The sequence below is a fragment of the Streptomyces sp. NBC_00259 genome (genome assembly GCF_036181745.1).
Taxonomy (GTDB): domain Bacteria; phylum Actinomycetota; class Actinomycetes; order Streptomycetales; family Streptomycetaceae; genus Streptomyces; species Streptomyces pratisoli.
The window spans coordinates 5,595,519-5,615,232 of record NZ_CP108080.1; the positions used below are offsets into that span (position 1 = coordinate 5,595,519).

Sequence of the window (19,714 nt, forward strand, 5' to 3'; positions counted from 1 at the left end):
TCTTCCACGCTTTCGCAGGGAAATCGATGTTTAGCCTGACGCTTTACAAGCACCGGCACTCTGACTAGGCGAGCGATGAAGACGACGATGATGTTCCGCAACATAGCCAACCCCCGGCGCACGACGCTGGCGCACCTCGAGGACGCCGTCGAACTGCAGCCGGAGGCTCAGCCGGAGCACTCGGCCGATCTTCCCCTCCAGACCGCCAACCCCCGCCGCACCACCCTGATGGACGCCCCGGTGGTGCCGTAACCCCGGCGGCGCCCTCATACGGGCGGCCAGGCCCCTCTCGCGCGTTAGCCTGGAGCGTCAGACTCCAGCCAGCGGAAGCAGAGGGGCACGAGCCACCCGTGCGCATCGCCAGATTCTCCATCGACGGGAATGTCGCCTTCGGCGCGGTCGAGGGCGAGGGAACCGGCGATCCGGCCGGTCTCGTTCTCGACATCATCAAGGGCATTCCCTACACGGACTTCGAGCTCTCCGGTACGAAGGTGCCCCTGAGCAAGGTCCGGCTGCTGCCGCCCGTCCTCCCCAACAAGGTCGTGGCCATCGGCCGCAACTACGCGGAGCACGCGGCGGAGCTCGGCAACGAGGTGCCCGAGGTCCCGGTGGCCTTCTTCAAGCCCACCACCTCGGTGATCGGCTCCGGCGACGCCATCGAGTACCCGTCCTTCTCCGAAGAACTGCACCACGAGGCCGAGCTCGCCGTCGTCATCGGCCGGCTCTGCCGAGAGGTCCCGCGCGAGCGCGTGAAGGACGTCATCTTCGGCTACACCTGCGCCAACGACGTCACCGCCCGCGACGCCCAGAAGCGCGAGAAGCAGTGGGCCCGGGCCAAGGGCTTCGACACCTCGTGCCCGCTCGGCCCGTGGGTGGAGACCGACCTCGACCCCGCCGACCTCACCATCCAGTGCACGGTCAACGGCGAGCAGCGCCAGCTGGGTCGTACGAGCGACATGATCCGCTCCATCGAGGACCTGGTCGTCCACATCACCGAGGCCATGACGCTGCTACCCGGAGACGTCATCCTCACCGGCACCCCCGCCGGGGTCGGCCCCCTCAACGTCGGCGACGAGGTCGCCGTCACCATCGAAGGCATCGGCACTCTCACCAACAAGGTGATCAAGCGTGGCTAACGCGACGAACGTCCGCGTACGTTTCTGTCCCTCGCCGACCGGCAACCCCCATGTGGGCCTGGTCCGCACCGCTCTGTTCAACTGGGCGTTCGCCCGGCACAACCAGGGCACCATGGTCTTCCGCATCGAGGACACCGACGCGGCCCGCGACTCCGAGGAGTCGTACAACCAGCTGCTCGACTCGCTGCGCTGGCTCGGCCTCGACTGGGACGAGGGCCCCGAGACCGGCGGCCCGCACGAGCCCTACCGCCAGTCGCAGCGCATGGACATCTACCGGGACGTCGCCGAGAAGCTCCTGGCCGGCGGGTACGCGTACCACTGCTACTGCACGGTCACCGAGCTGGACGAGCGCCGCGAGGCCGCCCGCGCCGCCGGCAGGCCGTCCGGCTACGACGGCCACTGCCGCGATCTCACCGAGGAGCAGAAGGCCGCCTACGTGCGCGAGGGCCGTGAGGCCATCGTCCGCTTCCGGATGCCCGACGAGCCGATCACCTTCACCGACCTGGTCCGCGGCGAGCTCACCTTCACCCCGGACAACGTGCCCGACTACGGCATCGTCCGGGCCAGCGGCGCGCCGCTCTACACGCTCGTCAACCCGGTCGACGACGCCCTGATGGAGATCACGCACGTGCTGCGCGGTGAGGACCTGCTGTCCTCCACCCCGCGCCAGATCGCGCTCTACAAGGCGCTGATCGAGCTCGGCGTCGCCAAGGAGATCCCGGCCTTCGGCCACCTCCCGTACGTCATGGGAGAGGGCAACAAGAAGCTGTCCAAGCGCGACCCCCAGGCCTCGCTCAACCTCTACCGCGAGCGCGGCTTCCTCCCCGAGGGCCTGCTCAACTACCTCTCGCTGCTGGGCTGGTCGTTCTCCGCGGACCAGGACGTGTTCTCCATCGCCGAGATGGTCGAGAAGTTCGACATCGCGGACGTCAACGCCAACCCGGCCCGCTTCGACCTGAAGAAGGCCGAGGCGATCAACGCCGACCACGTCCGGCGGCTCGATGTGAAGGCCTTCACCGAGGCCTGCGAGCCCTGGCTGCGGGCCCCGCACGCCAATTGGGCGCCCGAGGACTTCGACCAGGCCGCGTGGGAGGCGATGGCCCCGTACGCCCAGACCCGGCTGACGGTCCTCTCCGACATCACCGCCAATGTCGACTTCCTGTTCCTCAAGGAGCCGGTCGAGGACGAGGCGTCCTGGCAGAAGGCGATGAAGGAGGGCTCCGACGCGCTGCTGCGCACCGCGCGCGAGAAGCTCGACGCCGCCGACTGGTCCAGCCCGGAGTCGCTGAAGAACGCGGTCCTGGCCGCCGGCGAGGAGCACGGCCTCAAGCTCGGCAAGGCGCAGGCCCCGGTCCGCGTCGCGGTGACCGGCCGCACGGTGGGTCTGCCGCTCTTCGAGTCGCTGGAGATCCTGGGCAAGGAGCGCACGCTGGCCCGCGTCGACGCCGCGCTGGCGAAGCTGTCCGCGTAGGCGTCTCCCGTACGTCCCTCAGGGGCGGCAGCCGTTGCGGCTGCCGCCCCTGAGGCGTTGCCGTCGGCTGCGGCTAGGGTGCGGGCATCCACGGCCACCGATCTCTCGCTGGGGGACCTCCGATGCCCATGTCCGCGCCCGACTACGCCTGGCACTTCACGCCGGGGAACGAGTTCGAGGACGAGCCCGGGGTCACCGGCACCCTGGCCGTGGTTCCCGGGGGCGAGCTGTGGCTGCCCACCGGTCGCGTCGTCGCCTGCGACCCGTTCGTCGAGCTCGGGTGCGGCGAGGCCGAACCCTTCGTCGCGGAGGTCGCGCCGGGCCGTTACCGGGTGGAATGCGCCGTGGCCACGCTCACGGACCCGGAGGAACCGGAGCCCGACGGTCCGCCCCACCGGCGGATCGCCGCCGCGCGCCTCGTGATCAAGGACACGCCCACCGAGTCCTGGGAGATCGGCACCCGGGCGGGCCAGGACCCCGCGGAGCTCGGTGACGACGAGTTCTTCGGCTACCCCGTCGACGTCGCGACCGGCTGCTTCTACGACGCCGCCTGCGACGGCACCTTCCCGCAGAGCGAGGAGGAGGAAGGGCTGCTGTGGGACACCCTTTACAGCGCCGACTGGTTCTCGGGGCCGCAGCTGATCACCGACCCGTCCACCGGCCACACCGTGGCCGCGTTCATGACGGGCTGGGGCGACGGCACCTATCCGACCTGGGTGGGCCGCGACGCCGCCGGCGAGGTCACCTGCTTCGTGACCGACTTCTTCGTCGTCCCCGCGGAGGCGGTCCCCGCCTCCGCGTGACCGCGGACCTGCCGATCCGGGCGGTGCCGGGGCCGGCCTCGATGTCATGCCGATCCGAGCCGTCCTCCGGGACATCGACACTGCGCTTTCCGGGGGGCGACCCCCGGACCCCCGGCCGGGGCTCCGCCGGGGCTAGCCTCGGTGTCATGCCGATCCGAGCGGTCCTCTGGGACATCGATGACACGATCTTCGACTACGCCGGCGCCGACCACGCCGGTATGGAGCGGCATCTCGAGGCGGAGGGCCTGGCCGAGGGGTACGGCTCCGTCGACCAGGCCCTCGCCCGCTGGAAAGAGCTCACCCGCTTCCACTGGCGCCGCTTCGAGACCGACGGGGTCGGCTTCGAGGCGCAGCGCCGGGACCGGGTGAGGGACTTCCTCGGGGTGCTCGGCATGAGCGACGCCGAGGCCGACGAGTGGTTCGCCCGCTACGTCGCCCACTACGAGGCCGCCTGGCAGCTGTTCCCCGACGCCCTGCCCGTACTGGACCTGCTGGCCGCCGACTTCCGGCACGGCGTGCTCTCGAACTCCTCGATCCACAACCAGCACCGCAAGCTGACCGTGCTCGGGGTACGGGACCGCTTCGAGGCGGTCGTGTGCGCGGCCGAGCTGGGGGTCGCCAAGCCCCAGGCCGCGGCCTTCCACGCCGCGTGCGAGGCGCTCGCGCTGCCGCCGCGGGACGTCGCGTACGTGGGCGACCACCCGGACATCGATGCGGAGGGGGCCGGGGCGGCGGGGCTGACCGGCATCTGGCTGGACCGCGGTGGGCTGGGCGGACGGCCGGAGCTGATCCGGATCACGGGACTGGACGAGCTTCCCGCCCTGCTGCGGCGCGATACCCGTTTTGGAGCGCCGTCCACCTTCAGGTAATGTTCTTCCTGCGCCGAGGGGTGCGGGCCGCAAGCCCGGAACCGGAAGCGCACAACCCGAACGAAACCCCCGTAGTGGGGGTTGAGTTTTGGTGGCCTATGGTGTAATTGGCAGCACGACTGATTCTGGTTCAGTTAGTCTAGGTTCGAGTCCTGGTAGGCCAGCTCGCAGAGCTCATCTGCAAAGCCCCCGTTGTGTAGCGGCCTAGCACGCTGCCCTCTCAAGGCAGTAGCGCCGGTTCGAATCCGGTCGGGGGTACAGATCCATCCTGCTGGTCATCAGGGTCGCTCCCGATGCCCGCGCAGTGACAACACCCGGCTCACGCCGGGTGGGATCGCTAGGGCCCCCGTTGTGTAGCGGCCTAGCACGCCGCCCTCTCAAGGCGGTAGCGCCGGTTCGAATCCGGTCGGGGGTACTGGTCTATACCACCATGGGCTATGGTGTAATTGGCAGCACGAGTGATTCTGGTTCATTTAGTCTAGGTTCGAGTCCTGGTAGCCCAGCGGATCCACTCGATGGATCAAGATCTTGCCCCCGTTGTGTAGCGGCCTAGCACGCCGCCCTCTCAAGGCGGTAGCGCCGGTTCGAATCCGGTCGGGGGTACGCGAAGAGAAGGCCCTTCCTGTTCGGGGAGGGCCTTCTCGCGTGCCCGGTGCCCCGTTCAGCCGAAGCGGCGGTTGGACTCCTCGGTCTGGGCCAGCCTGCGCAGACTCAGCAGCACCGGCTCGTACAACACGGTGAACGCCACCGCGGCCTCCACCTGCTCCTCCTCGGACTCGTACCGCTCCACCAAGTCCAGGTCGGTGACGGCCAGTTCGGACGCGCTCCGGGCGTACGGCAGCAGTTCCTCGATGCCGCAGGGATAGCCGAGGCGGAGCATCGTGGCGATCCCGGCGACCAGCATCCGGTACGCGGGCGACCGCGCCCCCGTCTCGCGTCCGAACTCCCAGTCGAGCCGCTCCAGCAGCGCTTCGGCGGTGCGGTGGGCCGTCGCGGTGGCGGGGTCCTCCTCGTCCGGGTCCTGGCCGTGCGGAATGGACCAGACGGCCGCGCCGAGCCGCATGTGGTGGTCGAGGCTGTCGTCGGCGATGGCGGCCAGTACCTGGCGCGCGGTCGCCACGGGGATGCGGCCGACCTGGATCAGCGCCCGGACCAACCCGAGCCGGCGCAGATGCGTGTCGTCGTACTCGGCCTGGGTGGCGGTGATCCGGTGCCCGGGCGGCAGCAGCCGCTCACGCAGGTAGTACTTGATCGTCGGTATCGGCACCCCGCTGCGTTCGCTGAGTTCCGCCAGTCTCATGCACTTGCGCCCTTCATTGGAGAGTGTCACTATCCAATCATGGATAGCAGGACTATCCAACGGCTCACGAAGGGGGAACCGGTGATGGGCAACACTCCGATTCACGGGCGCATGACCGCGGAGGGGCAGACGGAGGTCGTCGTCTTCCTCATCGGGATGCGCATCAACAGCTTCAGGGCGGTGCGGAGTTGGTGGCCCGTGTTCAGGGCCATGCCGCGCATGCTGAAGGAGCTGTCCAAGGACGGGGACAGCGGACTGCGCGGCTATCAGCTGCTGCTGGGCGGTCCCCGGCTCGTCTACACCGTCCAGTACTGGGAATCCAGGGAGAAGCTGTTCGCGTACGCGACGGCGCAGGACAAGGAGCACCGCCCGGCCTGGGCCGCGTTCAACCGCCGGATGCGCGAGGGCAAGGGCAAGGTCGGCTTCTGGCACGAGACCTACATCGTCCCCGCGGGCTCGTACGAGAACGTCTACGTCAACATGCCGGCGTTCGGGCTCGGCGCGGCGACGGGCGTCGTCCCGGTCGCCCAGCGCGGTGAGCGTGCGGCGGACCGCCTGAAGGCGGGATGAAGGCGGCGCTGACAGCGACGGAGGAGCTCCCCGCGGGAGCTCCTCCGTCGGTACGTCCGAGGCTCGCCGGGAGGCGAGCCCGGCAGGTCAGCCCGAGCGGCGCAGGGCGTCCGAGAGCCGGCCGGCCGCGTCGATGACCGCCTGGGCGTGCATCCGGCCCGGGTGGCGGGTCAGGCGCTCGATCGGTCCGGAGACCGAGACCGCGGCCACCACCCGGTTCGAGGGGCCGCGCACCGGCGCGGAGACCGAGGCGACACCCGGCTCGCGCTCGCCGATCGACTGTGCCCAGCCGCGGCGCCGTACGCCGGACAGTGCCGTCGCCGTGAACCGCGCGCCCTGGAGGCCGCGGTGCAGCCGCTCCGGCTCCTCCCAGGCCATCAGGATCTGGGCGGACGAGCCGGCCTTCATCGTGAGCGTCGACCCGACGGGCACCGTGTCCCGCAGTCCGGACAGCCGCTCGGCGGCCGCCACGCAGATACGCATGTCTCCCTGCCGGCGGTACAGCTGCGCGCTCTCGCCCGTCACGTCGCGCAGATGCGTCAGCACCGGTCCCGCCGTGGCGAGCAGCCGGTCCTCGCCCGCGGCCGCCGCGAGCTCCGCAAGCCGCGGGCCCAGGATGAACCGCCCCTGCATGTCCCTCGCCACCATCCGGTGGTGTTCCAGAGCCACGGCGAGACGATGTGCCGTGGGTCGTGCAAGCCCTGTCGCCGCGACCAGCCCGGCGAGGGTGGCCGGACCGGACTCCAGGGCGCTCAATACCAGAGCAGCCTTGTCGAGAACGCCGACGCCGCTAGAGTTGTCCATGCAACGATATTCACGTCTCACTCTGTGAAACGCAAGTTCAAATTCTCCGAGAAGTTGCGAACCTGGATGTACGGCCGCACAAGGGCCCGCGTTCCCCCGCCCGGCACCCGTGGTGCGGACGGCTTGCGCAATCGATCTCTAGTTGGGCCCGGCGACGTTGCCGGGCCGGAGGGAAAGCGATGGGTAGGACACTCGCGGAGAAGGTCTGGGACGACCACGTCGTCCGGCGCGCCGAGGGCGAGCCCGACCTCCTCTTCATCGATCTCCACCTCCTGCACGAGGTGACGAGCCCGCAGGCGTTCGACGGCCTCCGCCAGAACGGCCGCCGTGTGCGGCGGCTCGACCTCACCATCGCGACCGAGGACCACAACACCCCGACCCTCGACATCGACAAGCCCATCGCCGACCCGGTCTCCCGCACCCAGCTGGAGACGCTGCGCAAGAACTGCGCGGAGTTCGGTGTCCGGCTGCACCCGCTCGGCGACGTCGAGCAGGGCGTCGTCCACGTCGTGGGACCGCAGCTGGGGCTGACCCAGCCCGGCACCACCGTGGTCTGCGGTGACTCCCACACCTCCACGCACGGCGCCTTCGGCGCGCTGGCGTTCGGCATCGGCACCTCCCAGGTCGAGCACGTCCTGGCCACCCAGACGCTGCCGCTGGCCCGCCCCAAGACCATGGCGATCACCGTTGAGGGCGAGCTGCCCGACGGCGTCACCGCCAAGGACCTGATCCTGGCGATCATCGCCAGGATCGGCACCGGCGGCGGCCAGGGCTACATCCTGGAGTACCGCGGCTCGGCCATCGAGAAGCTCTCGATGGAGGCCCGCATGACCATCTGCAACATGTCGATCGAGGCCGGCGCCCGTGCGGGCATGATCGCCCCCGACCGGACCACGTTCGACTATCTGCAGGGTCGTGACCACGCCCCCCGCGGCGAGGACTGGGACGCGGCGGTCGCGTACTGGAAGACGCTGCGCACCGACGACGACGCCGTCTTCGACGCCGAGGTCTTCATCGACGCCACCGAACTCTCCCCGTTCGTCACCTGGGGCACCAACCCCGGCCAGGGTGCGCCGCTCTCGGCGAGCGTCCCCGACCCGGCTTCGTACGAGGACGCTTCGGAGCGGCACGCGGCCGAAAAGGCCCTGGAGTACATGGGGTTGACCGCCGGGCAGGCGCTGCGCGACATCAAGGTCGACACCGTCTTCGTAGGCTCCTGCACCAACGGCCGTATCGAGGACCTGCGCTCCGCGGCCTCGATCCTGGACGGTCGCAAAGTCGCCGACGGCGTACGGATGCTGGTCGTCCCCGGCTCGGTGCGGGTCGCGCTGCAGGCCGTCGAGGAGGGCCTGGACAAGGTCTTCAAGGAGGCCGGCGCCGAATGGCGGCACGCGGGCTGCTCGATGTGTCTGGGCATGAACCCCGACCAGCTGGCCCCCGGTGAGCGCTCCGCGTCCACCTCCAACCGCAACTTCGAGGGCCGTCAGGGCAAGGGCGGCCGGACCCATCTGGTCTCGCCGCAGGTCGCCGCCGCCACCGCGGTGCTCGGCCACCTGGCCTCACCCGCCGACCTGTCCGACACCCGTACGCCCGCCGGAGTCTGAACACCATGGAAGCTTTCACCACGCACACCGGCCGGGCCGTCCCGCTGCGCCGCAGCAACGTCGACACCGACCAGATCATCCCGGCCCACTGGCTGAAGAAGGTCACCCGCGACGGCTTCGAGGACGGGCTCTTCGAGGCCTGGCGCAGGAACGACGACTTCATTCTCAACCAGCCGGAGCGACAGGGCGCGACGGTCCTGGTCGCGGGCCCCGACTTCGGCACCGGCTCGTCCCGTGAGCACGCCGTCTGGGCGCTCCAGAACTACGGCTTCAAGGCCGTCGTCTCCAGCCGCTTCGCGGACATCTTCCGCGGCAACTCGCTCAAGAACGGCCTGCTGACCGTGGTCCTCCCGCAGGAGACCGTGGATCGGCTGTGGGAGGTGACCGAGGCCGACCCCAACGCCGACATCACCGTCGACTTGGAGCGGCGCGAGGTCCGCGCGCCCGGCATCACCGCCGATTTCGAGCTGGACGAGAACGCCCGATGGAGGCTGTTGAACGGACTCGACGACATCAGCCTCACCCTTCAGAACGAAGCGGACATCGCGGCGTACGAGGCGGCACGGCCGGCCTTCAAGCCCCGCACAATTGAGGTCTGAGCAGCGCTTTTCCCGTCCTGCGCCCCCCACCGCCCGGTGGGGGGCGCAGTCGCTTGTTGAGACCCTGTGGGGCGACAACTCGCCCCAGATGGCACAATCGGTGCATGGAACGCGACAGCCAACTCGAGCTCTACGAGGCAGTCGCGGCCCGATTGAAGGAAGCGCACACAAGGGTGCGTGAACTGCAAGTCCCAGAGGGCGTAAGGATGGCGCTCTCCCGGAAGCTGCTGGCAGTGACGGCCGTGGCGAAGCACGATCTCGCAGACGCCGCAAGGCGCCTGGACCGGTTGATGAAGGACCTCGATGAAGGTCGTTTCCCCCAAGGTGACTGACCACCCGGCGACTGGGGCTATATGCGGCTCCGTCGCGTGGCCGTGACGGTCGACTTCGTTGCGGCACTAGGGTGATTAGCCCGTTTCGTGTTTGATTTGCGGTATATATCTGCCTAACGTGCGAAAAAGCTTGAACAGTTTCGTTCCGGCGATGTCTCCGAAGGGGAAGACGTGAACAAGGCGCAGCTCGTAGAAGCGATTGCCGACAAGATGGGCGGCCGACAGCAGGCCGCCGAGGCTGTCGACGCGGTACTCGACGCGATCGTCCGCGCGGTTGTCGGCGGCGACCGGGTTTCGGTCACCGGCTTCGGCTCGTTCGAGAAGGTTGACCGTCCGGCCCGCTACGCCCGCAACCCGCAGACGGGTGAGCGCGTCCGGGTCAAGAAGACCTCGGTGCCGCGGTTCCGCGCGGGCCAGGGCTTCAAGGACCTGGTCAGCGGCTCGAAGAAGCTCCCCAGGGGTGGCGAAGTGGCCGTCAAGAAGGCTCCCAAGGGCAGCCTCCAGGTCGGTACCGTCGCCAAGAAGGCCGCCGCGAAGAAGGCCACCGCCAAGAAGGCGGCGGTGAAGAAGACGACGGCCGCGAAGAAGACCACCGCGGCGAAGAAGGTCGCCGCGAAGAAGACCACGGCCAAGAAGGCCACCGCCAAGACCACGGCGGCCAAGAAGACCACTGCCAAGAAGACGACGGCTGCGGCCAAGAAGACCGCTCCCGCCAAGAAGGCGACGGCCAAGAAGGCGCCCGCGAAGAAGGCGACGGCGCGCAAGACCACCGCCAAGAAGACCACCGCGCGCAAGAAGTAAGCGGCGCGACACCTCAGGGCCACTCACGCGACGGGCCGGACTCCCTCCGGGGAGCCCGGCCCGCGGCGCGTCCGGGTCAGAGCGTCTGCAGCGTCACCAGCGTGATCCGCAGGGACTTGCCCTCGCCCTCGGTCTCGATGCGCACCCGCTGGCCGGGGCGCAGCAGCCGCAGCCCGCCGGCGTCGAACGCCGCGGTGCCGAAGTCCACCGGAGTCCCGTCGTCGAGCAGCACACTCCCGCTGCGGGTCTCTGAGTCGTACGTGTACGCGGTCGCCTGCATGCCCAGAGCGTATCCGGCGCCGGCGACGGGCGTTTCGTCCAGGGTCCGGGCCCGCACGGGCCCGTCGCCGGTGGTCAGGACCCCCACGGCGCCGGTGCCGTCGCGCACTGCGCGGCCGTCCGCGGGCCCACCCCCAGCGCGAGCGCGGCCCGCAGATCGTCCCCGGTGTCCACGTCACGGCGTACCGACTCCACGCCGACCAATTCGATTTCCACGGCCCCGGAGACCAAATGGCGGCGCCGTGAGCGCCCGCCGAAAGCCGGACGCAATTCCGCCCCCGGCCGGGCCGACAGGAATGTCGTCCCAATTCCCGCGGTGTCCGCGAGGAAAGTCCGCGGAGATTTCCCGGCCGTGGCGAGCACCCGTTCCAATTCGGCGGTACGCAGTGCGGGCAGATCCGCGTTGAGCGCCGCCACCGCCGCGCCGGGACGCAGTGCCCGCACCGTTCGCGCACCGTGGGCCAGCGCCGCGTTGAGCCCCGCTCCCGGTGAGTCCGGCACGATGCGCGCGCCCAGCGCGCCCAGCTCCGCCGCCGCCAGCGGATCGTCCGTGACGACGACCACATCCCTTACCGCGCCGCACGACAGCACGGCGGCCACCGTGTCCTGCGCGAAGGCGAGCGCGAACTGTGGGCGCATCGCGCCGCCCGCGGCCTCCGACAGCCTGCTCTTGGCCAGCGCGAGGGGCTTCAGCGGTACGACCAGTGACCAGTGCACGGGCCCATTGTCGCCTGCGGGCACCACGGCCCGGGGCCCTGGCGCGGGAGGCGGGGCGTACGGTGTTCTCGACAGACCAGGGGCCTGGGGCGACACTTGACCCCCAGCAGCCAGGCAGCAGCCAGGTCCAAAGAGGAAGGTGTCCGAGTGTCCCGCCGCAGAATCGGCTTCTGGTACCGCTTGGCGGCGGTCATCGCGAAACCGCCGTTGGTCGTTCTGTTCAAGCGGGACTGGCGAGGAATGGAGCACATTCCGGCCGACGGAGGATTCATCACCGCGGTGAATCACAACTCCTACCTGGACCCGCTCTCCTACGCGCACTACCAGTACAACACCGGACGCGTCCCGCGCTTTCTGGCGAAGGCCGCCCTTTTCAAGGTGTCGTTCGTCGGCATGATGCTGCGCGGCACCGGCCAGATCCCCGTCTACCGTGAGACGACGAACGCCCTCGACGCGTTCCGCGCCGCCGTCGACGCCATCGAACGCGGCGAATGCGTGGCGTTCTACCCCGAGGGAACGCTGACCCGCGACCCCGAGATGTGGCCCATGGCCGGCAAGACCGGCGCCGCCCGCATCGCGCTGCTCACGAAGGCCCCGGTCATCCCCGTCGCGCAGTGGGGCGCCAACCTGGCGATGCCGCCGTACGCCAGGGAGAACAAGCTGCGGCTGTTTCCCCGGAAGACCCTGATCGTGCAGGCCGGACCGCCCGTCGACCTCACCCGGTTCTACGGTCAGGAGGCCACTCCCGACGTACTGCGCGAGGTCACCGAGGTCATCATGGCCGCGATCACCGCGCAGCTGGAGGAGGTCCGGGGCGAGAAGGCGCCGGCCGAGCCCGTCGACCACCGTACGGCGAGGGCCGAGCAGCGGCGCAAGGCCGCCGGGGAGGGAACCAAGTGACTCGTTCCGTCAAGGCCGCCGTCTTCGGCACCGGCTCATGGGGCACGGCCTTCTCGATGATCCTCGCCGACGCGGGCTGCGAGGTGACCATGTGGGGCCGCCGCGCGGAGCTCGTCGACGTCATCAACAGCACGCGCACCAACCCCGACTATCTCCCCGGCGTCCAGCTCCCGGAAGCGGTACGGGCCACCACCGACCCCGCAGAGGCCGCCCGCGACGCCGATTTCACCGTCCTCGTCGTGCCCTCCCAGACCCTTCGCGCCAACCTCACGGAGTGGGCGCCGAAGCTGGCCCCCGACACCGTGCTCGTCTCCCTGATGAAGGGCGTCGAACTCGGCACCGCCAAGCGGATGAGCGAGGTCATCGAAGAAGTGGTCGCCAAGGCGCCTGCCGGGGGTGCCCCCGACGACGTCAGGCGGAGGGTGGCCGTCCTCACCGGGCCCAACCTGGCCAAGGAGATCGCCGACCGCCAGCCCGCCGCCGCGGTCGTGGCCTGCGCCGACGAATCGGTCGCCCAGCGGCTCCAGTCCGCGTGCATGACCCCGTACTTCCGGGCCTACACCAACACCGACGTCGTCGGCTGCGAACTCGGCGGAGCGGTCAAGAACGTCATCGGCCTCGCCGTCGGCATCGCGGACGGCATGGGCCTCGGCGACAACTCCAAGGCCACCCTCATCACCCGCGGCCTCGCCGAGACGACCCGCCTGGGCCTCGCGATGGACGCCGACCCGATGACCTTCGCCGGCCTCGCCGGCCTCGGCGATCTCGTCGCGACCTGCTCCTCGCCGCTCTCCCGGAACCACACCTTCGGCACCAACCTCGGCCGCGGTATGACGCTCCAGGAGACCATCGCCGCCACCAAGCAGACCGCCGAGGGCGTCAAGTCCTGTGAGTCCGTACTGGATCTGGCCCGCAGGCACGGCGTCGACATGCCCATCACCGAGACGGTCGTGTCGATCGTCCACGAGGGCAAGCCGCCGGTCGTCGCGCTCAAGGAACTGATGTCGCGCAGCGCCAAGCCGGAGCGCCACTGACCCGCGCCACGCGTGGGGACGTACGCCGCCGGAGCACGCTCGTCCGTTTGACGGCCGCGCGCCCCTTCGACCCGATCGGGGCGCAGGGTACGCTCGTCGCGATATGAGCGAGAACCAGTCCCAGAGCACCGGCGTTGCCCCCACCAGTGGCGAGGCGCTCCGCAAGCCGCGCGTCGCGGTCGTCTTCGGCGGCCGCAGCTCCGAGCACGCGATCTCCGTCGTGACGGCCGGCGCCGTTCTGCGTGCCATCGACCGCAGCAAGTACGACGTCCTGCCCATCGGCATCACGACGGACGGCCGCTGGGCGCTGACGGCCGACGAGCCCGACCGGATGGCCATCGCCGACCGGCAGCTGCCCTCCGTCGCCGACCTCGCGGAATCGGCCGAGGGCGGCGTGGTCCTCTCCGTCGACCCGGCCAACCGCGAGGTGGTCTACAGCGAGCCGGGCTCCGTGCCCAAGGCGCTCGGCGAGGTCGACGTCGTCTTCCCCATGCTGCACGGACCGTACGGCGAGGACGGCACCCTCCAGGGCCTGCTGGAGCTCTCCGGCGTCCCGTACGTCGGCTCGGGCGTCCTGGCCTCGGCCGTCGGCCAGGACAAGGAGTACATGAAGCGGGTCTTCATCTCCTTCGGCCTGCCCGTCGGTCCCTACGAGGTGATCCGGCCCCGTGAGTGGGTGCAGGATCCTTCCGCCGCACGCAAGAAGATCATCGACTTCGCCGGCGAGCACGGCTGGCCGCTCTTCGTGAAGCCCGCCCGCGCCGGGTCCTCGATCGGCATCACCAAGGTCGACGACCTCTCCGGACTGGACGAGGCCGTCGAGGAGGCCCAGCGCCACGACCCGAAGATCATCGTGGAGGCGCTGCTGCGCGGCCGCGAGATCGAATGCGGAGTGCTGGAGTTCGAGGACGGCCCGCGCGCCAGTCTGCCCGCCGAGATCCCGCCCGTCTCCGCCCACGACTTCTACGACTTCGAGGCCAAGTACATCGACTCGGCGACCGGACTCGTGCCCGCGCCGCTCACCGACGAGCAGACCGCCGAGGTGCGGCGGCTCGCGGTCGACGCCTTCGAGGCCGCGTCGTGCGAGGGACTGGTCCGCGCGGACTTCTTCCTCACCGAGGACGGCGAGTTCGTGATCAACGAGATCAACACCATGCCGGGCTTCACGCCCATCTCCATGTTCCCGCGCATGTGGCAGGAGACCGGCGTCGGCTACGCGGAGCTCGTCGACCGGCTGATCCAGGCGGCGCTGCGGCGCTCCACGGGCCTGCGCTAGGGCGTACCGGAGTTGCCCGGGGCGCTCGGCACCGCCTCGAAACGTGGCGGGACCGTCTTCGCGACCGGTCCCGCCAGCTCCGTCAGCGGCCCCACGTCGGTGAACTGCTTCGACAGCGTCACCTCGACATAGGTCTTGCGGTACGTGGTGGTGAACCGGGCGCCGTCGTCGAGTTCCTCGGCGAACCATTCGACGCCGTTCACCGACACCCCGTCCGCCTCCTCACTCAGCAGCCCCGCGGGGCGGGGAACGCCGCAGCGCAGTACGATCGCGGCGTCCCCCCACCCGGCGGTCAGCTCGGAACGCGGCTCGGGATCACGGCGGCTCTCACCGCCCACCGACTCCGGCAGCGCCTCGTGCAGCGCCTGGCACAGGGCCTTCTCCTCGGCGGGGGGAGCGGGAACCGTGATCGACGCGGGCGCGTCCGTGGAGGAGCAGCCCGCGGCAGCCAACAGCACAGCGGCGGCGGGCAGAGACAGAAGCCGGTGGTGAGACATCACCGGCCAAGCGTAGACGGGGGCTACAGGTGCACGACCGGACACGTCAGCGTACGCGTGATGCCGTCCACCTGCTGGACCTTGGCGACCACCATGCGGCCCAGCTCATCGACCGTGTCCGCCTGGGCACGCACGATCACGTCGTACGGCCCGGTCACGTCCTCGGCCTGGATCACCCCCGGGATCTTGGAGATGGTGTCGGCGACCGTCGACGCCTTGCCCACCTCGGTCTGAATAAGGATGTACGCCTGTACCACGGAACCTCCAGGGCGGCCACGAGGATCATGTGGGGAGAAGGGACGCCACGGTATCGCGTCGCCGCGGGCCGCGGGGAGACCTGCGCGCCCCGAGGCGCTCGCAGCGTGGCGTACACGGCACAGAAGTTGACGGCCGACGGGGCCTACTCGACGGTACCTACAGCGGTGACGGCTCGCGACCGCACGAAGATCAGGTGGGCCGGGCCGTCCGGCGGCACCGCGGCGACGAAGGGCATGACGAGATGAAGGGCACTGTGGGCGAGCTGGGGGAGTTCGGGCTCATCAGGGAGCTCACCTCCAGGCTCACCTCCACCCCCGCCGTACGGCTCGGACCCGGCGACGACGCCGCGGTCGTGGCCGCACCCGACCGCAGGGTCGTGGCCAGCACCGACCTCCTGCTGGAGGGACGGCACTTCCGGCGCGACTGGTCGACCGCGTACGACGTGGGCCGCAAGTCGGCCGCGCAGAACCTCGCCGACATCGCGGCCATGGGCGCCGTACCGACCGCGCTGCTGCTCGGTCTCGTCGTCCCCGCAGACCTCCCGGTCACCTGGGCCACCGAGCTGATGGACGGCATCCGCGACGAATGCCAGGTCGCGGGCGCGGCGGTGGTCGGCGGTGATGTCGTACGAGGCGACACCATCACCGTCGCGATCACCGCCCTCGGCGATCTGCGCAACCACGACCCGGTGACCAGGGCCGGCGCCCAGCCCGGCGATGTCGTCGCCTACACCGGCTGGTTGGGCTGGTCCGCCGCCGGGCACGCGGTCCTCTCCCGTGGCTTCCGCTCGCCCCGGGCCTTCGTCGAGGCCCACCGGCGCCCCGAACCGCCGTACCACGCGGGCCCGGCCGCCGCCGGACTCGGCGCCACCGCGATGACCGACGTCAGCGACGGGCTCGTCGCCGACCTCGGCCATATCGCCGAGGCCAGCAAGGTCCGCATAGACCTGCGCTCCGGACTCATCGACATCCCCTCGCAGATGAACGACATCGGCCAGGCCGTCGGGGTCGACCCGCTCCAGTGGGTGCTCTCCGGCGGGGAGGACCACGCCATCGTCGCGACCTTCCCGCAGGACGTGAAGCTGCCCGCCCGCTGGAAGGTGATCGGCGAGGTCCTCAACCCGTCGGCACTGCCGCAGGTGACCGTCGACGGAGCGCCCTGGACCAGCAAGGGCGGTTGGGACCACTTCGGGGAGGGCTCATGACCCGGCAGGCACCGCCGCGGGTGCTGACCGTCGCCGGATCCGACTCCGGCGGCGGGGCCGGCATCCAGGCCGACCTCAAGACGATGCTCGCCCTCGGTGTGCACGGCATGAGCGTCATCACGGCCGTCACCGCGCAGAACTCGCTCGGTGTGCAGGGTGCCTGGGAACTTCCCGTCGAGGCGGTGCGCGCGCAGTACCGGAGCGTCGTCGACGACATCGGCGTCCAGGCGGTCAAGACGGGGATGCTCGCGTCGGCCGAACTCGTCGAGACCGTCGCGGAGCTGTTGTCCGGGACGGACGCGCCCGTCGTCGTCGACCCCGTCGGCGTCTCCAAGCACGGTGACTCGCTGCTCGCCGCCTCGGCGCTGGACTCCGTACGCAAGAGGCTGCTTCCCGTCGCGACGGTGGCGACTCCGAATCTCGACGAGGTCGCCCAGCTGACGGGCGTACGGACGCAGTCCGAGAGCGATCTGCGGCGCGCGGCCGAGGCGGTCCTCGCGCTCGGGCCGCGCTGGGCGCTGATCAAGGGCGGGCATCTCGAAGGCGACGCAGTGGACCTGCTCACCGACGGCACCGAGACCCACTGGCTGCGTGCCCCCCGGCTCGACAACCGGCACACACACGGCACCGGCTGCACCCTCGCCTCGGCGATCGCGGCGGGGCTGGCGAAGGGGCTGAGCGTCCCGGAGGCCGCCTCGGCCGCGAAGGACTACGTCACCGGCGCGATCGCCGAGGGCTTCGCGCTGGGCGGCGGGATCGGACCGGTCGACCACGCCTGGGTCTGGCGCGCGTGACGACGGCCGGACCGTCATGACAGCGGGCTCGTGACGACGGCCGGACCGTAGGCACGGCAAAAAGCCGGTCCACCGAGGTGGACCGGCTTTTCAAGGCAACCGCAGGGGCTGCGCTACGACGAAACGTCGGCGTTAGCGCGAGACCTTGCCGGCCTTGATGCACGAGGTGCAGACGTTGAGCCGCTTCGGCGTCCGACCGACCACGGCACGCACGCGCTGGATGTTCGGGTTCCAGCGACGAGACGTACGGCGGTGCGAGTGCGAAATGTTGTTGCCGAAGCCCGGCCCCTTGCCGCAGACGTCGCAGTTGGCAGCCACGGGTCACTCCAAAGACTTCAGATGCACTTACAGTGAATTCCGGCGTGCCGGAATCAGTGATCTGAAGTGGCCTGCCGGGGGAATGGCCCGATTTTCATCGGGCAACCGGAGCAGCATACAACGGCTGCACCCGTAGAACGAAACTACCATGGCTTCCTCCGCCCCCGCCCCGGCTCCCGGCCCCTCCCGGGGCTACCCTGCGGTGCAGCCCAGCCTCCCCTCCGCGCGCCCTGGGGACGTGGAGGGACCCCCGAAGGAGGACCTAGTTGCCGCAGCCCCTCGATGCCCTGGCGGTCCGCACCTGGTGCTCACTCGCTCTGGAGGCGCTGGGCAGGGAGCGCGAGGAGATCGACGCGATCAACGTCTATCCGGTCGCGGACGGTGACACCGGCACCAACCTGTACCTGACCGTCGAGTCCGCGGCGCGGGCCGTGGAGGCGGTGTTCGCGGCCTACGAGACCGGCTCCGACGCCCCGGGGCTCGCGGACGCGGTGCGGGCCATGGCGCACGGGGCGCTGATCGGGGCGCGCGGCAACTCGGGCACGATCCTGGCGCAGCTGCTGCGGGGCATGGCCGAGGTGCTCGGCGAGCGGGACGGCGGGGCGGCCGAGGCGCTGCGGCGGGCCGCGGAGTCCGCGCGCGAGGCGGTCGCGCATCCCGTGGAGGGCACCATCCTGAGCGTGGCGTCGGCGGCGGCGGAAGCCGCGCACGCCGCGGGCGCCGGGGACGACGCCACCGCGGTGACGGCCGCGTACGCACGCGCCTGCAGCGCGCTGGAGGAGACTCCCGGGCAGCTCGAAGTGCTCGGCCGGGCCGGAGTCGTGGACGCGGGGGGCCAGGGGCTGCTGGCGGTACTGGGCGCGTTGTTCGAGGCGGTGACGGGTGACGCGCCGGCCGCACGGCCCTCCTCGCGGGCCCATCCGGTGGTGTCCGCGACCACCGAGCCGTGCGACGAGTCGGGCCCCGCCTTCGAGGTGATCTACCTCCTGGAGGCGGACGAGGCCGCCGTGACCCGCCTCAGGTCCCGGCTCGACGGGCTCGGCGACTCACTCGTCGTGGTCGGCGGTGACGGACTGTGGAACGTCCATGTGCACGTCGACGACGCGGGCGCGGCGGTCGAGGCGGGCGTCGAGGCGGGCCGGCCGTACCGGATCCGGATCACCCACTTCGCCGCGGCCGAGCACACGGAGCCGAGGGAACGCGTCCAGCGGGCCGTCGTCGCGGTGGTGCCCGGGGAGGGACTCGCGGGCCTGTGCGCGGAGGCGGGTGCGACGACGGTGCTCGCGCGGCCCGGGGAGCCCCCGGCCAGTGGCGAACTCGTCGAGGCGATCAGGCGGGCGCACGCCCGTGAGGTCGTGCTCCTGCCCAACGACTTCGACCTGCGGCACACCGCGGCCGCGGCCGCGGAACAGGCCCGGGACGAGGGCGTCCGCGTCGCGCTCATCCCCACCCGCTCGGCGGTCCAGGGCATCGCGGCGCTCGCCGTCCACGAACCGGACCGCCGTTTCGACGAGGACGTCGTCGCCATGACCTCGGCGGCGGGCGCGACACGCTACGGCGAACTGGCCGTCGCCGAGCGGCAGTCCTTCACCTCGGCGGGCGTGTGCCAGGCCGGGGACGTCCTGGGACTGATCGAGGGCGATGTGGCGGTCATCGGCGCGGACCTGGCGACCACGGCGGAAACGGTTCTGGACCGCATGCTCTCGGCCGGCGGCGAACTGGTCACCCTCGTGCTCCCGGACGGGGCGGCGGAGGGGCTGGCGGACCGCCTGGAGGCGCATGTGCGGTCGGGATACCTGGCGGTGGACACGGTGATCTACCACGGCGGCGGCGCGCCGCTGCTCATCGGGGTGGAGTGACGCGGGCACCGCGCAGCGGGCCGCGGCGGGTGGGAGGCGAACCGCCTCCCGGCTCGGGTTGGGGCATGGCTTCGGGGCGCGGCCGAGCACCGGTCGGGGCTCGTGGTCGTGGTTGATCGTTCCGCGGCGCGCGGCGGGTAGGGCACGAACCGCCTCCCGGCCCGGGTCGGGGCATGGCTTCGGGGCGCGGCCGAGCACCGGTCGGGGCTCGTGGTCGTGGTTGATCGTTCCGCGGCGCGCGGCGGGTAGGGCACGAACTGCTCGCCGGCCCGGGCCGGGAGGCGGCTCA

The 19,714-nt window shown here is 70.6% G+C and carries 23 protein-coding genes and 5 tRNA genes; 21 read left to right on the forward strand and 7 right to left on the reverse strand.

From position 1 onward, the window contains the following. Positions 1 to 75 precede the first annotated feature (75 nt). The 10 genes from OG766_RS25415 to OG766_RS25460 all read left to right on the forward strand — a co-directional run bounded on the left by OG766_RS25415 (position 76) and on the right by OG766_RS25460 (position 4,882). On the forward strand, positions 76 to 252 hold the full coding sequence (locus tag OG766_RS25415; RefSeq protein ID WP_266383724.1) for a hypothetical protein: 177 nt from the start codon (positions 76 to 78) through the stop codon (positions 250 to 252). Between the two features lie 98 nt (positions 253 to 350). Beyond that, positions 351 to 1,136 (forward strand): fumarylacetoacetate hydrolase family protein, encoded by a 786-nt coding sequence (locus OG766_RS25420; protein WP_328726273.1) that lies wholly within the window; start codon positions 351 to 353, stop codon positions 1,134 to 1,136. Continuing rightward, positions 1,129 to 2,607 (forward strand): glutamate--tRNA ligase, encoded by a 1,479-nt coding sequence (gltX, locus tag OG766_RS25425; protein WP_328726274.1) that lies wholly within the window; start codon positions 1,129 to 1,131, stop codon positions 2,605 to 2,607. The genes OG766_RS25420 and gltX overlap by 8 nt, the downstream gene beginning before the upstream one ends. Before the next feature lie 122 nt (positions 2,608 to 2,729). After that, on the forward strand, positions 2,730 to 3,410 hold the full coding sequence (locus OG766_RS25430) for a DUF4241 domain-containing protein (protein WP_266383729.1): 681 nt from the start codon (positions 2,730 to 2,732) through the stop codon (positions 3,408 to 3,410). A 146-nt stretch (positions 3,411 to 3,556) separates the two neighbouring features. Next, complete coding sequence (locus OG766_RS25435; protein ID WP_328726275.1) at positions 3,557 to 4,279, forward strand: HAD family hydrolase; 723 nt, start codon at positions 3,557 to 3,559, stop codon at positions 4,277 to 4,279. A gap of 92 nt (positions 4,280 to 4,371) precedes the next feature. Next, positions 4,372 to 4,443 (forward strand) — tRNA-Gln (locus OG766_RS25440). A 21-nt stretch (positions 4,444 to 4,464) separates the two neighbouring features. Then, positions 4,465 to 4,537 (forward strand) — tRNA-Glu (locus OG766_RS25445). A gap of 84 nt (positions 4,538 to 4,621) precedes the next feature. Further along, positions 4,622 to 4,694, forward strand: a tRNA-Glu gene (locus OG766_RS25450). Positions 4,695 to 4,710: 16 nt separating this feature from the next. Further along, positions 4,711 to 4,782: transfer RNA gene (locus OG766_RS25455), tRNA-Gln, on the forward strand. Positions 4,783 to 4,809: 27 nt separating this feature from the next. Beyond that, positions 4,810 to 4,882: transfer RNA gene (locus OG766_RS25460), tRNA-Glu, on the forward strand. A gap of 58 nt (positions 4,883 to 4,940) precedes the next feature. Here OG766_RS25460 and OG766_RS25465 read toward each other — a convergent pair. Further along, positions 4,941 to 5,579, reverse strand: coding sequence for a MerR family transcriptional regulator (locus OG766_RS25465; protein WP_266383733.1), 639 nt, complete (start codon positions 5,577 to 5,579; stop codon positions 4,941 to 4,943). 111 nt (positions 5,580 to 5,690) lie between these two features. Here OG766_RS25465 and OG766_RS25470 point away from each other — a divergent pair, with 111 nt between their 5' ends. After that, positions 5,691 to 6,149: a DUF4188 domain-containing protein gene (locus tag OG766_RS25470; protein WP_266383735.1), complete on the forward strand. Its 459-nt coding sequence runs from the start codon at positions 5,691 to 5,693 to the stop codon at positions 6,147 to 6,149. An 87-nt stretch (positions 6,150 to 6,236) separates the two neighbouring features. Here OG766_RS25470 and ndgR read toward each other — a convergent pair whose 3' ends face one another. Beyond that, entirely contained in the window at positions 6,237 to 6,953 is a 717-nt protein-coding gene (gene ndgR, locus OG766_RS25475; RefSeq protein WP_266383737.1) for an IclR family transcriptional regulator NdgR, read from the reverse strand. A 179-nt stretch (positions 6,954 to 7,132) separates the two neighbouring features. Between ndgR and leuC the strand changes: the two genes are divergently transcribed. The 4 genes from leuC (at position 7,133) to OG766_RS25495 (ending at position 10,289) form a co-directional block, all read left to right on the forward strand. Beyond that, positions 7,133 to 8,557, forward strand: coding sequence for a 3-isopropylmalate dehydratase large subunit (gene leuC, locus OG766_RS25480; protein WP_266383739.1), 1,425 nt, complete (start codon positions 7,133 to 7,135; stop codon positions 8,555 to 8,557). Between the two features lie 5 nt (positions 8,558 to 8,562). Next, positions 8,563 to 9,156 (forward strand): 3-isopropylmalate dehydratase small subunit, encoded by a 594-nt coding sequence (gene leuD / locus OG766_RS25485; protein ID WP_266383741.1) that lies wholly within the window; start codon positions 8,563 to 8,565, stop codon positions 9,154 to 9,156. Positions 9,157 to 9,260: 104 nt separating this feature from the next. After that, a complete protein-coding gene (locus OG766_RS25490; RefSeq protein ID WP_093653521.1) occupies positions 9,261 to 9,488 on the forward strand; it encodes a hypothetical protein in 228 nt (75 codons plus the stop codon). A 171-nt stretch (positions 9,489 to 9,659) separates the two neighbouring features. Next, positions 9,660 to 10,289 carry an HU family DNA-binding protein gene (locus OG766_RS25495; protein WP_266383743.1) on the forward strand — a complete coding sequence of 210 codons (630 nt, stop codon included), beginning with the start codon at positions 9,660 to 9,662 and terminating at the stop codon, positions 10,287 to 10,289. Between the two features lie 76 nt (positions 10,290 to 10,365). On the opposite strand, the gene OG766_RS25500 is transcribed toward OG766_RS25495, so the two are convergent. Both OG766_RS25500 and cofC read right to left on the reverse strand, forming a co-directional pair. After that, positions 10,366 to 10,569 (reverse strand): hypothetical protein, encoded by a 204-nt coding sequence (locus OG766_RS25500; protein WP_266384490.1) that lies wholly within the window; start codon positions 10,567 to 10,569, stop codon positions 10,366 to 10,368. A gap of 74 nt (positions 10,570 to 10,643) precedes the next feature. Next, positions 10,644 to 11,285 carry a 2-phospho-L-lactate guanylyltransferase gene (cofC, locus tag OG766_RS25505; RefSeq protein ID WP_323137329.1) on the reverse strand — a complete coding sequence of 214 codons (642 nt, stop codon included), beginning with the start codon at positions 11,283 to 11,285 and terminating at the stop codon, positions 10,644 to 10,646. A gap of 147 nt (positions 11,286 to 11,432) precedes the next feature. On the opposite strand from cofC, the gene OG766_RS25510 reads away from it, so the two are divergent. The 3 genes from OG766_RS25510 (at position 11,433) to OG766_RS25520 (ending at position 14,495) form a co-directional block, all read left to right on the forward strand. After that, the gene (locus OG766_RS25510; protein WP_266383747.1) at positions 11,433 to 12,185 is read left to right on the forward strand and encodes a lysophospholipid acyltransferase family protein; all 753 of its coding nucleotides are present in this window, start codon (positions 11,433 to 11,435) and stop codon (positions 12,183 to 12,185) included. Next, the gene (locus tag OG766_RS25515) at positions 12,182 to 13,219 is read left to right on the forward strand and encodes an NAD(P)H-dependent glycerol-3-phosphate dehydrogenase (RefSeq protein ID WP_328726276.1); all 1,038 of its coding nucleotides are present in this window, start codon (positions 12,182 to 12,184) and stop codon (positions 13,217 to 13,219) included. The genes OG766_RS25510 and OG766_RS25515 overlap by 4 nt, the downstream gene beginning before the upstream one ends. Before the next feature lie 103 nt (positions 13,220 to 13,322). After that, complete coding sequence (locus tag OG766_RS25520) at positions 13,323 to 14,495, forward strand: D-alanine--D-alanine ligase family protein (protein ID WP_266383751.1); 1,173 nt, start codon at positions 13,323 to 13,325, stop codon at positions 14,493 to 14,495. On the opposite strand, the gene OG766_RS25525 is transcribed toward OG766_RS25520, so the two are convergent. Together OG766_RS25525 and OG766_RS25530 are read right to left on the reverse strand one after the other, a co-directional pair. Next, positions 14,492 to 14,992: a DUF3515 domain-containing protein gene (locus OG766_RS25525; protein ID WP_328727527.1), complete on the reverse strand. Its 501-nt coding sequence runs from the start codon at positions 14,990 to 14,992 to the stop codon at positions 14,492 to 14,494. The two genes, OG766_RS25520 and OG766_RS25525, sit on opposite strands and share 4 nt — an antisense overlap. Positions 14,993 to 15,015: 23 nt before the next feature. Beyond that, positions 15,016 to 15,249, reverse strand: coding sequence for an Lrp/AsnC family transcriptional regulator (locus OG766_RS25530; protein WP_017947604.1), 234 nt, complete (start codon positions 15,247 to 15,249; stop codon positions 15,016 to 15,018). Positions 15,250 to 15,491: 242 nt separating this feature from the next. Between OG766_RS25530 and OG766_RS25535 the strand changes: the two genes are divergently transcribed. Then, positions 15,492 to 16,454: a thiamine-phosphate kinase gene (locus OG766_RS25535; RefSeq protein WP_266383753.1), complete on the forward strand. Its 963-nt coding sequence runs from the start codon at positions 15,492 to 15,494 to the stop codon at positions 16,452 to 16,454. After that, entirely contained in the window at positions 16,451 to 17,248 is a 798-nt protein-coding gene (gene thiD, locus OG766_RS25540) for a bifunctional hydroxymethylpyrimidine kinase/phosphomethylpyrimidine kinase (RefSeq protein ID WP_266383756.1), read from the forward strand. The genes OG766_RS25535 and thiD overlap by 4 nt, the downstream gene beginning before the upstream one ends. A 132-nt stretch (positions 17,249 to 17,380) precedes the next feature. Here thiD and rpmB read toward each other — a convergent pair whose 3' ends face one another. After that, positions 17,381 to 17,566 carry a 50S ribosomal protein L28 gene (gene rpmB / locus OG766_RS25545; RefSeq protein WP_003957616.1) on the reverse strand — a complete coding sequence of 62 codons (186 nt, stop codon included), beginning with the start codon at positions 17,564 to 17,566 and terminating at the stop codon, positions 17,381 to 17,383. A gap of 266 nt (positions 17,567 to 17,832) precedes the next feature. Between rpmB and OG766_RS25550 the strand changes: the two genes are divergently transcribed. Then, positions 17,833 to 19,425, forward strand: a complete 1,593-nt coding sequence (locus OG766_RS25550) for a DAK2 domain-containing protein (protein WP_266383759.1) — start codon at positions 17,833 to 17,835, stop codon at positions 19,423 to 19,425. Positions 19,426 to 19,714: the final 289 nt, after the last annotated feature.

What these genes read in the sequence shown, in the direction of transcription:
- OG766_RS25415 (WP_266383724.1), top strand. Translation starts at nt 76, where the DNA reads ATGAAGACGACGATGATGTTCCGCAACATAGCCAACCCCCGGCGCACG.
- OG766_RS25430 (WP_266383729.1), top strand. Translation starts at nt 2,730, where the DNA reads ATGCCCATGTCCGCGCCCGACTACGCCTGGCACTTCACGCCGGGGAAC.
- OG766_RS25435 (WP_328726275.1), top strand. Translation starts at nt 3,557, where the DNA reads ATGCCGATCCGAGCGGTCCTCTGGGACATCGATGACACGATCTTCGAC.
- OG766_RS25465 (WP_266383733.1), bottom strand. Translation starts at nt 5,579, where the DNA reads ATGAGACTGGCGGAACTCAGCGAACGCAGCGGGGTGCCGATACCGACG.
- OG766_RS25470 (WP_266383735.1), top strand. Translation starts at nt 5,691, where the DNA reads ATGACCGCGGAGGGGCAGACGGAGGTCGTCGTCTTCCTCATCGGGATG.
- ndgR (WP_266383737.1), bottom strand. Translation starts at nt 6,953, where the DNA reads ATGGACAACTCTAGCGGCGTCGGCGTTCTCGACAAGGCTGCTCTGGTA.
- leuC (WP_266383739.1), top strand. Translation starts at nt 7,133, where the DNA reads ATGGGTAGGACACTCGCGGAGAAGGTCTGGGACGACCACGTCGTCCGG.
- leuD (WP_266383741.1), top strand. Translation starts at nt 8,563, where the DNA reads ATGGAAGCTTTCACCACGCACACCGGCCGGGCCGTCCCGCTGCGCCGC.
- OG766_RS25490 (WP_093653521.1), top strand. Translation starts at nt 9,261, where the DNA reads ATGGAACGCGACAGCCAACTCGAGCTCTACGAGGCAGTCGCGGCCCGA.
- OG766_RS25500 (WP_266384490.1), bottom strand. Translation starts at nt 10,569, where the DNA reads ATGCAGGCGACCGCGTACACGTACGACTCAGAGACCCGCAGCGGGAGT.
- OG766_RS25520 (WP_266383751.1), top strand. Translation starts at nt 13,323, where the DNA reads ATGAGCGAGAACCAGTCCCAGAGCACCGGCGTTGCCCCCACCAGTGGC.
- OG766_RS25525 (WP_328727527.1), bottom strand. Translation starts at nt 14,992, where the DNA reads ATGTCTCACCACCGGCTTCTGTCTCTGCCCGCCGCCGCTGTGCTGTTG.
- OG766_RS25535 (WP_266383753.1), top strand. Translation starts at nt 15,492, where the DNA reads ATGAAGGGCACTGTGGGCGAGCTGGGGGAGTTCGGGCTCATCAGGGAG.
- thiD (WP_266383756.1), top strand. Translation starts at nt 16,451, where the DNA reads ATGACCCGGCAGGCACCGCCGCGGGTGCTGACCGTCGCCGGATCCGAC.